At 62.6% G+C, this 11,420-nt stretch carries 10 protein-coding genes; 8 read left to right on the forward strand and 2 right to left on the reverse strand.

The window, feature by feature from the left end:
- Positions 1-6 precede the first annotated feature (6 nt).
- A complete protein-coding gene (locus tag LLJ08_RS07385; RefSeq protein ID WP_003299644.1) occupies positions 7-522 on the reverse strand; it encodes a DUF2062 domain-containing protein in 516 nt (171 codons plus the stop codon).
- 150 nt (positions 523-672) lie between these two features.
- Between LLJ08_RS07385 and LLJ08_RS07390 the strand changes: the two genes are divergently transcribed.
- The 8 genes from LLJ08_RS07390 to murB all read left to right on the forward strand — a co-directional run bounded on the left by LLJ08_RS07390 (position 673) and on the right by murB (position 7,505).
- Positions 673-2,898: a DNA internalization-related competence protein ComEC/Rec2 gene (locus tag LLJ08_RS07390; protein ID WP_228208585.1), complete on the forward strand. Its 2,226-nt coding sequence runs from the start codon at positions 673-675 to the stop codon at positions 2,896-2,898.
- 71 nt (positions 2,899-2,969) lie between these two features.
- Complete coding sequence (locus LLJ08_RS07395) at positions 2,970-3,602, forward strand: MotA/TolQ/ExbB proton channel family protein (RefSeq protein ID WP_031298327.1); 633 nt, start codon at positions 2,970-2,972, stop codon at positions 3,600-3,602.
- Positions 3,599-4,027 (forward strand): ExbD/TolR family protein, encoded by a 429-nt coding sequence (locus LLJ08_RS07400; RefSeq protein WP_014820907.1) that lies wholly within the window; start codon positions 3,599-3,601, stop codon positions 4,025-4,027. The genes LLJ08_RS07395 and LLJ08_RS07400 overlap by 4 nt, the downstream gene beginning before the upstream one ends.
- A complete protein-coding gene (gene lpxK, locus LLJ08_RS07405) occupies positions 4,027-5,031 on the forward strand; it encodes a tetraacyldisaccharide 4'-kinase (RefSeq protein WP_228208586.1) in 1,005 nt (334 codons plus the stop codon). Before LLJ08_RS07400 ends, lpxK begins: the two co-directional genes overlap by 1 nt.
- Before the next feature lie 45 nt (positions 5,032-5,076).
- Positions 5,077-5,262 carry a Trm112 family protein gene (locus LLJ08_RS07410; RefSeq protein WP_003299639.1) on the forward strand — a complete coding sequence of 62 codons (186 nt, stop codon included), beginning with the start codon at positions 5,077-5,079 and terminating at the stop codon, positions 5,260-5,262.
- Complete coding sequence (gene kdsB / locus LLJ08_RS07415; protein WP_044316182.1) at positions 5,259-6,023, forward strand: 3-deoxy-manno-octulosonate cytidylyltransferase; 765 nt, start codon at positions 5,259-5,261, stop codon at positions 6,021-6,023. Before LLJ08_RS07410 ends, kdsB begins: the two co-directional genes overlap by 4 nt.
- A gap of 1 nt (position 6,024) precedes the next feature.
- Positions 6,025-6,489, forward strand: coding sequence for a low molecular weight protein-tyrosine-phosphatase (locus LLJ08_RS07420; protein WP_228208587.1), 465 nt, complete (start codon positions 6,025-6,027; stop codon positions 6,487-6,489).
- On the forward strand, positions 6,486-7,505 hold the full coding sequence (gene murB / locus LLJ08_RS07425; protein WP_041014485.1) for a UDP-N-acetylmuramate dehydrogenase: 1,020 nt from the start codon (positions 6,486-6,488) through the stop codon (positions 7,503-7,505). The genes LLJ08_RS07420 and murB overlap by 4 nt, the downstream gene beginning before the upstream one ends.
- Positions 7,506-7,876: 371 nt before the next feature.
- On the opposite strand, the gene rne is transcribed toward murB, so the two are convergent.
- Positions 7,877-11,011, reverse strand: coding sequence for a ribonuclease E (gene rne / locus LLJ08_RS07430; protein ID WP_228208588.1), 3,135 nt, complete (start codon positions 11,009-11,011; stop codon positions 7,877-7,879).
- Positions 11,012-11,420: the final 409 nt, after the last annotated feature.

Consider the following 11,420-nt stretch of genomic DNA (forward strand, 5'->3'; position numbering starts at 1 on the left):
TGGCCGTTAGCGCCGGCCGTTCTGCCGCCGGCGCCAGCTGCGCCCGACCCACCAGCGCCAGTAAGCCTGAGTTAGAACGTAGCCGAGAATGGCGAAAACGACGCCCGAAACCAGCGAGCCCAGATACAGCGGCTGCCAGTTGTGCTGCAGCATGTGACTTACCCAGGCCAGGCTCAATTCTGCCGGCATGTCAGAGGCCGGTGTATCCAGCAGCCAGGTTCCGACCTTGTAATTGCAATAGAACACCGGAGGCATGGTCAGCGGGTTGGTCAGCCAGACCAAACCTACCGCGATGGGCAGATTGGCTCTCGCGGGAAGTGCACAGACGGCCGCCGCGAGCATCTGCATGGGCATCGGAATCATCGCCCAAAACAGGCCGATAGCCATGGCTCGCGCCACCGAGTGCCTATTGAGATGCCAGAGATTGGGATCGTGAATCAGCGCGCCGAGAAAACGCAGGGACTTGTTAGTCTTGATGCGATCGGGGTGCGGCATGTAGCGTTTGAAAAAGCGACGCGGCATGAAGGTTCTCTGGCAGGCTGCAGCCCGGCGATTATGCCTCGAATCGCGATGCGGCGCTGACAGGAGTTTTGTGACATTAGGTCTACGCCCGCGACAAATTGACCATCCGCCCACAGCGGTCCCGGAATGGATTCCAGGAGTCGAAAAAGCATGCGCACATGGATGTTGGCGCTCGCGGCAGGCCTCGTCTTGCCCCGTTTCTTACCGGCGTTGCCCTCTGTCTGGATCTTGTGCGTGCTTGGCGTGCTGGGGGGCTTGCTGCTTTCGCGTCGGCGCTGGGCGTCGTCTGGGTTGCTTCTCCTCGGGTTCGCCTGGGCATGCTGGCAGTGCCAGAGTGCTATTGATGATCGCCTGCCCGTTTCGCAAGATGGCCGGACATACTGGATCCAGGGGACGGTCAGTGGATTGCCCTCCAGCACGGGCGATGTCGTGCGCTTCGAGTTGGAGGATATCGAGTCGAGGCATGCCGGGCTGCCGTCAAAGGTGCGTCTGTCCTGGTACGGCGGCCCGCAAGTGCGGGCCGGCGAGCGCTGGCGGCTTGCGGCTCGACTGAAACGTCCGCGTGGCCTGGTCAATCCGCATGCGTTCGACTACGAAGCCTGGTTGCTGGCGCGTCGCATTGGCGCGACCGGTTCGGTCAAGGCGGGAGAGCGCCTCTTCGCGCCGCACTCCGTGAATAGTTGGCGCGACCGCTTGAGGCTCCGTCTGATGGAGGTCTCCGCGTCCGGTCGACAAGGCGCGATCGCGGCACTGGTGGTCGGTGATGACTCCGGCCTGAGTCGTGAGGATTGGCAGGTGTTGCAGGACACCGGCACGGTGCACCTGATGGTCATATCCGGACAGCACATCGGCATGCTGGCTGGCTTGCTATACGGACTGGTTGCGCTAGCAGCTCGATGGGGCTTCTGGCCCAGCCGTTGGCCCTGGCTTCCATGCGCATGCGCGTTGGCTCTCGCTGGTGCGCTTTCCTATGGATGGCTTGCGGGGTTCGATGTGCCGGTGCGTCGTGCGTGTCTCATGGTCGCCGTGGTCCTGCTCTGGCGCTTGCGCTTTCGTCATCTGGGTGTCTGGCAGCCGCTGTTGCTGGCGCTGAATGGTGTCCTGCTGGTCGATCCCCTGGTCTCGTTGCAGCCGGGGTTTTGGCTCTCATTCGGGGCCGTTGCGGTGCTCGCGCTGGCGTTCTCCGGTCGGCTCGGCCGATGGAAGTGGTGGGCGACGCTGACGCGCGCCCAATGGGCAGCTTCCCTCGGCCTGCTGCCTCTGTTACTGACGCTGGGACTGCCGGTCAGCGCCAGCGGGCCTTTGGCCAATCTGATTGCCGTACCCTGGGTAAGCCTCACCGTTCCCTTCGCGCTGCTCGGTACGTTGCTTCTGCCGTTGGGCGCTATCGGCGAGACGCTACTCTGGTTGGTCGGCACCTCGCTGGCCCTGCTGTTCGAGCTGCTGTCCGCCATGGCTACCTGGCAACCCGCCTGGCTGGCGGTCGGTATACCCATCTGGGCCTTGCTGATGATTGGGCTGGGTGTGCTGTTGATGTTATTGCCGTCAGGTGTGCCGGTGCGTGCGCTCGGACTGGTGCTCCTGGCGCCGTTGGTGTATCCCCCGTATTCCGAAGTAGCCGAAGGACGGGCGCAGGTCTCGGTGCTGGATGTGGGGCAGGGGCTTTCGGTACTGGTGCGGACCCGGGAGCACACGTTGCTCTACGATGCGGGACCGAGGCAGGGTGATTTCGATACCGGCGAGCGTGTCGTGTTCCCGTCGCTGCGAAGCCTGGGCGTGAAGAGGCTGGACATACTGCTGCTGAGCCATGCGGATAACGATCATTCCGGTGGCGCTCAGGCGATCCGTCGACTGCTTCCGGTCGTGCGGACCGTCAGTGGGGAGCCGCAACGACATGCGACCGATCTGAATGCCAAGCCCTGTGAAAACGGTGCAGAGTGGCGGTGGAACGGCGTGCGTTTCAGTCTCTGGCAATGGCAGGCGGCCCGGGAAAGCAATCAGACGTCATGCGTTCTGCTGGTCGAGGCCAATGGCGAACGGGTGCTGCTTACCGGCGATATCGATCAGGCCGCGGAGCAGGCGTTGCTGCTCAGCGGACAGGACCTAAAGGCGCAGTGGTTGCTATTGCCTCATCACGGCAGCCGCAGCTCATCGTCGGAGCCATTCCTGCGAGCGGTGGAACCGAGCGCCGCGCTGATCTCGCGCAGCCTGCACAACGCTTTCGGTCATCCTCATCCGACTGTGACCGCTCGCCTCGAAGCGTCCGCAGTCGACGTTTACGACACCGCCTTGCACGGCGCGATCCGCATCGATCTCGGCGATTTCTCGGTGGCGGAGATACAGCGTGCGGAACGTCGGTTCTGGCGGGAAAAATGAGAACGGCGGCCGTCGGCGACCCCTCGACCCTATGCTAGAGTGGCGCCACTTTTTCGAGGGGGATTCATCTCGTGTGGGAGCTGGTCAAAGCAGGCGGCTGGATAATGCTGCCAATCATCCTGTGTTCCATCGCCGCCGCCGGCATCGTTGCTGAGCGCCTGTGGACGCTGCGCCCGAGTCGTGTCACGCCGCCGCATCTGCTTGGCCAGGTGTGGAAGTGGATCAAGGACAAGAAACTCAGCAACCAGAAGCTCAAGGAACTGCGCGCGGATTCGCCTTTGGGTGAGATTCTTGCCGCCGGCCTCAGCAACTCCAAGCGTGGTCGCGAGATCATGAAGGAATGCATCGAGGAAGCCGCGGCCAGGGTCGTTCACGACCTCGAGCGTTACCTCAACGCGCTGGGCACCATTGCCGGCATCGCGCCCTTGCTCGGGCTGCTGGGTACGGTGCTGGGCATGATCGAAATCTTCAGTGCCTTCATGGACTCGGGCATGGCCAATGCGCCCCTGCTCGCCGGCGGCATCGCCAAAGCGCTGATCACCACCGCGGCGGGTCTGATGGTCGGTATCCCAGCGCTGTTCTTCCATCGTTTCCTGCAACGCCGCGTCGACGAGCTGGTCGTTGGCATGGAGCAGGAAGCGATCAAGCTGGTGGAAGTGGTGCAGGGCGACCGCGATGTCGATCTCGGTGAGGACAAGGCGTGAAATTCCGTCGCAAACCCCGGGAGAACGTGGAGATTGGGCTGGCACCGCTGATCGACGTGGTGTTCATTCTGCTGTTGTTCTTCGTGGTCACCACGACCTTCACCCGTGAAACGCAGCTCAAGGTCGATCTTCCGGAAGCCGCCAGCGGTACACCGCCGCAGGATGCCGAGGTCCGCCAGCTGGAAGTGCTGATCGACGTGGCCGGCAATTATTCGCTCAACGGCAAAGCGCTACTGAAGAGCGACCTCAATTCGCTGATGGCGGCGTTGAGCAAGGAATCAGGCGGCGACAATCGGCTGCCGATGGTCATCAGCGCCGATGGCAAGACCCCGCATCAGGCGGTGATCACCGCGATGGATGCCGCCGGCAAGCTGGGCTTCGGCCAACTGCGCATCACCACGGTCGAGGCGCAGGCCTCTCCCTGATGTCATTCGCCGATCGCCTGCAACGCGCCTGGTATCAGGGGCATCCGGCCCTATGTGTGCTGGCTCCGCTGGAGCTACTCTATCGGCGCGTGGTCGAGGCAAAGCGACGGCGCTTTCTCAAAGGTGAAAGCGCTGCCTATCGCGCACCAGTGCCGGTCATCGTGGTGGGTAACATCACCGTAGGTGGAACAGGCAAGACTCCACTGATTCTCTGGCTGATCGAGCATTGCCGTAGCCGCGGGCTGCGCGTCGGCGTCGTCAGCCGCGGCTACGGTGCCAAGCCGTCGGCGCTGCCCTGGCGCGTTCAACCCGAACACTCGGCGGAGCAATCAGGCGACGAGCCGCTGTTGATCGTGCAGCGTACCGGCGTACCGCTGATGATAGATCCCGACCGATCACGCGCGGTACGGTGCCTGCTGGAGACCGAATCGCTTGACCTGATCCTTTCCGACGATGGCCTGCAGCACTATCGGCTGGCCAGGGACCTCGAACTCGTACTGATCGATGCGGCACGCGGTCTGGGCAACAGGCGCTGCCTGCCGGCTGGCCCCTTGCGCGAACCGGCCGAACGCCTGAATAGCGTGGATGCTGTGCTGGTCAACGGCACCGATTCGGATACCGCCGACGGCTATGCGTTCAGCCTCAAGCCAGTCGCGCTGGTCGAACTGTGCTCCGGCGAGCGCTGGCCTCTCGATCACTTTCCCGCCGGCCAGCGGCTGCACGCGGTGGCTGGCATCGGCAACCCGCAGCGTTTCTTCACCACGCTCGAAACGCTACACTGGCGTCCGATTCCGCACCCCTTCGCCGATCACGCCGCCTACAGCCAGGAGCAGCTGGAATTCAGCCCCGCTCTGCCGTTGGTGATGACCGAGAAGGATGCGGTGAAATGCCGGGCATTCGCACCGCCGGGTTGGTCATATCTTCAGGTGCACGCCGTACCTTCTGCGGCTTTCGTCACCTGGTTCGACGGCCAGTTGGCGCGATTGCTGCCCGATCACTCTTAAGCCGCTCGCACTGCCATCGCAGTCGAACGCTTCCAAGGACTGCGCATGGATACCAAACTGCTCGACATACTGGCCTGCCCGCTATGCAAGGGGCCGCTGAAGCTGACCGATGACAAGTCGGAACTGATCTGCAAGGCCGACGCCCTGGCGTTTCCCGTGCGCGATGGCATCCCGGTGATGCTCGAGAGCGAGGCCCGTACGCTGGACGTGGATGAGCGCCTCGACAAATGAGCACTGCCTACACTGTCGTGATTCCCGCCCGCTATGCCTCAACCCGCCTGCCTGGCAAGCCGTTGCAGGACATCGCCGGCAAGCCGATGATCCAGCACGTGTGGGAGCAGGCAAGCAAGAGCACGGCTCAGCGCGCGGTCATCGCCACCGACGACTCGCGCATCGTCGATGCCTGCTCGGCATTCGGTGCGCAGGTTGTTTTGACCCGCCCCGACCACAACTCCGGCACCGACCGGCTGGCTGAGGTGTGCGAGCAGCTTGGTCTGCCGAGTGACGCCATCGTGGTCAACGTGCAGGGCGACGAGCCGCTGATTCCCCCGGCAGTCATTGATCAGGTTGCCGCTAATCTGGCTGCGCACCCCGAGGCGGCCATCGCCACGCTCGCCGAACCATTGAGCGATGTGCAGGCGCTGTTCAATCCAAACGTGGTAAAGGTGCTCTCGGACACCAATGGCCTGGCGCTGACCTTCAGCCGGGCGCCGCTGCCCTGGGCAAGAGATGCGTTTGCCGCCGATCGCAGCGTACTGCCTGTTGGCGTGCCGTACCGCCGGCACATTGGTATCTACGCCTATCGCGCCGGTTTCCTCGCTGATTTCGTTTCCTGGGGCCCTTGCTGGCTCGAGGATACCGAGTGTCTGGAGCAGTTGCGCGCGCTCTGGCACGGCCAGCGTATTCACGTTGCAGACGCGGTACAGGCACCGCCTGCGGGAGTGGATACCGCGGAAGACCTCGAGCGGGTCCGTCGTCTGCTGGGCGGCTGAGATGAGAATCCTGTTCGTCTGCATGGGCAACATCTGCCGCTCGCCCACCGCCGAAGGCGTGTTTCGCCAGCGCGTCGAGCAGGCTGGGCTCGGCAGTCGGATCGAGATCGATTCTGCTGGGACCGGCGATTGGCATGTGGGCAAGGCTCCGGACTCGCGTGCTTGCGCCGCGGCCGGCAAACGCGGCTATCAGCTGACAGCGCTGCGCGCGCGCCAGGTGCAGCCGGAAGACTTCCTGCGTTTCGACCTTATTCTGGCGATGGATCACGACAACCTGGCTCGACTGGAGGCCTTGCGCCCCGAAGCGAGCAGGGCGGAGCTTGATCTGTTGCTACGCCGTTACGACCTGGCGCGTGGCGTGGTACCAGACCCTTACTACGGCGAGACAGATGGCTTCGAGGAAGTACTGGATCTCCTCGAGGAGGCCTGTGATGTGCTGCTCGTGGAATTGAAGGGACGACTGTGAGCCTGACCCTCGAATCAAACCGATCACTCAAGGCATTCAACACGTTCGCTGTCGATCAGCGTGCGCGCTACTTCGCGGCCGCTCATAACGATGAGGATGTTCGTGACGCGCTCGCCCAGGCGCGTCGGCTCGACGTTCCGCTGCTGCCGATCGGTGGAGGCAGCAACTTGCTGCTGACTCGTGACGTGCCGGCGCTTGTCCTGCATATGGCCAGCCGTGGCAAACGCATCATCGATGAGTCTGCCGAGCAGGTTCTGGTCGAGGCCGAGGCAGGCGAGCCCTGGCACCCATTCGTGCTCTGGACGCTGGATCAAGGCTTGGCGGGCCTCGAGAATCTGAGCCTGATACCAGGTACCGTTGGTGCATCACCAATCCAGAACATCGGTGCCTACGGTGTCGAGATCAAGGACGTATTTGCAGGACTCACTGCACTGGATAGTGAAACTGGGATCCTCCGTGAGTTCAGCCAGGACGACTGCGCATTCGGTTATCGCGACAGTCTGTTCAAACAGCAGCCAGGGCGTTTTCTGATTCTGCGAGTGCGTTTCGCGTTGCGTCGCCAGGCAGCGCTGCATCTTGAGTATGGGCCGATCCGCCAGCGTTTGGCGGAGCAGGGGATTACCGTACCTTCCGCGCAGGATGTGAGCCGAGCTGTTTGTGCCATCCGCAGTGAAAAGCTGCCGGATCCACAGCAGCTGGGCAATGCTGGGAGTTTCTTCAAGAATCCGCTGGTGCCGGCTGCCGCTGCTCAGACGCTGCGCGACCGTTACCCCGAGCTGGTCGGTTATCCGCAAGCCGACGGTCAAGTGAAACTGGCGGCTGGCTGGCTGATCGAGAAGGCTGGCTGGAAGGGATTTCGTGACGGCGACGCAGGGGTTCATCGGCTGCAGGCGTTGGTGCTGGTCAATCATGGCCTGGCCACGGGGGTGCAGCTGCTGGACCTGGCGCGACGTATCCAGGTCGATGTGCTGGAGCGCTTCGGCGTCAGCCTTGAGATCGAGCCAAATGTGCTCTGACTACGACTCGTACGGCCAGCTCTGGCTGCGTTAAAGCCAGGCCGTGCGGTGGTGTAGATATATGGTTCCGGTCGCTTGAGTTGTACTGATCTCGCACTTCGGTTCGCCTAGCGCGGCAACCAAGCAGAACCTGCGATGTGCGTCGGATGTAAGCGAGCTCAATTTCGACCTGCAGCCGGTCCGGCTTCTCAAGCTTGCAGTGACGGCTTTTTCGGGGAGAGATGGGGCAGTGAATAGCCTTGCCGACTGCGCCGCACCCCTTCTGCCATGAGCGTTCTCCCGATGAATAAGACGAAGGTGTAAACCTTATTCAGGACGGGACAATGCAAAAAAAAAGGGATGCCGAAGCATCCCTTTTTTAGGCCAGCTGTTTAGCCTTGCGGCTTCTCACGGTTATCTGGCTGGTCACCTTCTACAGCTTGTTCCGACTCTAGGGGTGATGGCTGAACCACTTCCTCAGTTGTCGGTGCTTCTGGCTTCTGCTCGTCTACTTCAGCGGTCGACACCTGTGCTTGTTCGGCGGGCTCGTCGGCCTCGGCGAGCGGCTGCTCGTGGAGGGTGGTGACTGGCTCGGCGAACTGCTCAGGCTGGGCGTCGGCAGGCACTGGTTCCGCAACTTGTTCAACTTGCGCTTCGACGACTGGCTCGCTGGCGACGATCTCCGGGCTGGCCAGAGGTTGCTCCGCTGCGGCCTTGGAGTCGGCTTCTGCCGCTTCCTTGGCCAGACGCTCGGCTTCACGCTGACGGCGACGGACCTCGCGCGGATCATTAGGCGCGCGTCCGCTAGGCGTCAGTACTGGCGCCACGGCCGGTGCGACTTCGACTTTCTCGGCCACCGGCTCCGGGGCAGGCTGCGGGGTGGCGTCGGCTTGGACGACCTGTGGTGCTTCGCTCGGCGCAACTTCGGCAGCGTGTGTCGATGTCTCGTCTGCAGCTTCGATAGCTATCGACTGCTCGGCCACAGTGCGCTGCTCGTCCGTACTTTCCACGCTTGGCGCATGCTCGACAATCGTCGCTACACCTTCGGTGCTGGTTTGAATCACGGCGTCATCAGCGAGCTTGGCCTGTGGAGCCGCTTCGGTGTCGGCGGTGTTCGCGGCCAGGGCGGCGGCTGTTGCTGCGACGGCGATTTCCTCGGTTTTCACCGGGGCGTTGCTCTCGTCGACCTCGTCGATTTCGTTACCGTTGGCGTCACGCTGACGCTCACGGCGATTGCTGCGACGACGCTGGCCGCGGGAGCGGCGGCGTGGGCGGTCGCCGTCGTTGCCTTCGCTGCCCTCGTTGGAGTCCTGGGCGTCCTCGGCTTCGTTCGCATCCTCGGTTTGCTGCAGCAGCTCATCGGCGGCTACCGGGGCTTGCCGTTCGGCGCGCGGCTTGCGCTCTTCGCGCGGGGCGCGTGGTTGCCGCTCGGCCTGCTCTTCTTCTGCTGCTACAGCGATCGGAGCTTCGTCGATTGGTGCTCGCAGTTCGCGCTTGCGCTCCTCGCGGGGCTTGCGGTCCTCGCGTGGGGCTCGCTCGCGGCGCGGCTGGCTTTCGGCAACTTCGGCCTGTTCACGGGGTTTGCGTTCCTCGCGTGGTGGGCGCGGCTGGCGCTCTTCGCGGGGCTGGCGCTCTTCGCGAGCTTGGCGCTCCTCACGGGGCTGACGTTCTTCGCGCGGCTTGCGCTCCTCATCACGGCCACCGCGCGAATCGCGGCGACGGTTCTGCTGGCGTCCGCTGCGGCGCTCGTCATTGCGCTGCGGGCGCGGCGAGGCGGGCTTCTTCTCGACTTCGGCTGTGGCCTGCGGTTCTTTCGTCTCGCCTGCGAACAGTCCGACCAAGGATTTGATCAGGCCCTTGAACAGACTTGGTTCCTGCACCGGCGCGGCAACGGGTGTTTCGGCTGGCGCTGCGGCGGCTGCCGCCGGTGCGGTGCGCTGCGGTGCGGTCTTGACCGCCGCTTCCTGGCGAACCAGGGTGCGTGTGGAGCTGACCGGCTGAGCTTCTTCGGCCTCGGTCGGGCTCATTTCGTAGCTGGCTTGGCCTGCCATGATTTCTGGGCTGTCGTCACGCAGTCGCTGAACTTCGAAGTGCGGCGTTTCCAGGTGATCGTCCGGCAGGATGAAGATGCGCGCACGGGTGCGCAGCTCGATCTTGGTGATCGCGTTGCGTTTCTCGTTGAGCAGGAACGCTGCAACCTGGAACGGCACGCGAGCGCGAACTTCGGCGGTGCGGTCCTTGAGGGCTTCTTCTTCGATCAGGCGCAGAATCGCCAGCGACAGCGATTCGACGTCACGAATGATGCCTTGGCCGTTGCAGCGTGGGCAGACGATGCCGCTGGTCTCGCCCAGAGAGGGGCGTAGACGCTGGCGGGACATTTCCAGCAAGCCGAAGCGCGAGATGCGGCCGACCTGGATACGTGCACGGTCGGCTTCCAGTGCTTCGCGCATCTTCTCCTCGACGGCGCGCTGGTTCTTAGCCGGGGTCATGTCGATGAAGTCGATGACGATTAGTCCGCCGATGTCGCGCAAACGCAGCTGGCGGGCGATTTCCTCGGCCGCCTCCAGATTGGTCTGCAGGGCGGTTTCTTCGATGTCGCCACCCTTGGTGGCGCGAGCCGAGTTGATGTCGATGGATACCAATGCTTCGGTCGGATCGATGACGATAGAGCCGCCGGAAGGCAGTTTTACTTCACGCTGGAAGGCCGTCTCGATCTGGCTTTCGATCTGGAAGCGGTTGAACAGCGGTACGGAATCTTCGTACAGCTTGATCTTGCTGGCGTACTGCGGCATCACCTGCTGGATGAAGCTCAATGCCTCGTCCTGTGCTTCGACACTGTCGATCAGCACTTCGCCGATGTCCTGGCGCAGGTAGTCGCGGATGGCGCGGATGATGACGTTGGATTCCTGATAGATCAGAAATGGCGCGGGGCGATCCTGGGACGCATCCTTGACTGCGGTCCAGAGCTGCAACAGATAGTCGAGGTCGCACTGCAGCTCTTCGCTGGAGCGGCCCAGGCCTGCCGTGCGGACGATCAGACCCATGTCAGCGGGGATATCGAGACCGTTCAGGGCTTCACGCAATTCATTGCGTTCTTCACCTTCGATGCGGCGCGAAATGCCACCAGCACGCGGATTGTTCGGCATCAGGACCAGATAACGGCCGGCCAGACTGATGAAGGTGGTCAGTGCAGCGCCTTTGTTGCCGCGCTCTTCTTTTTCGACCTGAACGATGACTTCCTGGCCTTCGCGCAGGACGTCCTTGATGTTCACGCGGCCTTCAGGCGACTTGCTGAAGTATTCGCGAGAAATTTCCTTGAGGGGGAGGAAGCCATGGCGCTCGGCGCCGAAGTCGACGAAAGCAGCTTCGAGACTGGGCTCGACGCGGGTGATCTTGCCCTTGTAGATGTTGGCTTTCTTCTGCTCGCGGGCACCTGATTCGATGTCCAGATCGAACAGACGTTGGCCGTCGACCAGTGCGACACGCAACTCTTCGGGCTGAGTTGCGTTAATTAGCATTCTTTTCATGTAGTACCGTCGGTTTCCGTGGCATCCGGAAACGGCGTTCGGCACACACGACTCTCGCGGTCGGTGTCAGGTGAGTCAGGAATGGTTGTAAAGCACTCCAGTGTCCAGCGATGTGCGGCCAAATGGGCCGGCGTCGCGACGACGTCTCCTGCTTGCTGTCGGAACAGAAGCAATGGTTCGGGAGGAGGAATCAGGCATCGGTAGCGGACGGAATGAAGCGTCTGTGAAAGCCTTTGCTACGCAATCCGATGCTGTGCATCTCCACCCAACACGCATACTTTGAAAATCGGGTGCCGCTCGCAGAATCCGGGGAGCGGGTTGTCGATTATCGCGATTCCCATAGGGGGCACGCATCATGTCTTCAAGGCTTGTTTCGCAACTTCTCCGCTACTTGAGGGAAGCTCCGTCG

The organism is Stutzerimonas chloritidismutans (genome assembly GCF_020783375.1).
Classification (GTDB): Bacteria; Pseudomonadota; Gammaproteobacteria; order Pseudomonadales; family Pseudomonadaceae; genus Stutzerimonas; species Stutzerimonas kunmingensis.

What these genes read in the sequence shown, in the direction of transcription:
- LLJ08_RS07385 (WP_003299644.1), bottom strand. Translation starts at nt 522, where the DNA reads ATGCCGCGTCGCTTTTTCAAACGCTACATGCCGCACCCCGATCGCATC.
- LLJ08_RS07390 (WP_228208585.1), top strand. Translation starts at nt 673, where the DNA reads ATGCGCACATGGATGTTGGCGCTCGCGGCAGGCCTCGTCTTGCCCCGT.
- lpxK (WP_228208586.1), top strand. Translation starts at nt 4,027, where the DNA reads ATGTCATTCGCCGATCGCCTGCAACGCGCCTGGTATCAGGGGCATCCG.
- LLJ08_RS07410 (WP_003299639.1), top strand. Translation starts at nt 5,077, where the DNA reads ATGGATACCAAACTGCTCGACATACTGGCCTGCCCGCTATGCAAGGGG.
- kdsB (WP_044316182.1), top strand. Translation starts at nt 5,259, where the DNA reads ATGAGCACTGCCTACACTGTCGTGATTCCCGCCCGCTATGCCTCAACC.
- LLJ08_RS07420 (WP_228208587.1), top strand. Translation starts at nt 6,025, where the DNA reads ATGAGAATCCTGTTCGTCTGCATGGGCAACATCTGCCGCTCGCCCACC.
- rne (WP_228208588.1), bottom strand. Translation starts at nt 11,011, where the DNA reads ATGAAAAGAATGCTAATTAACGCAACTCAGCCCGAAGAGTTGCGTGTC.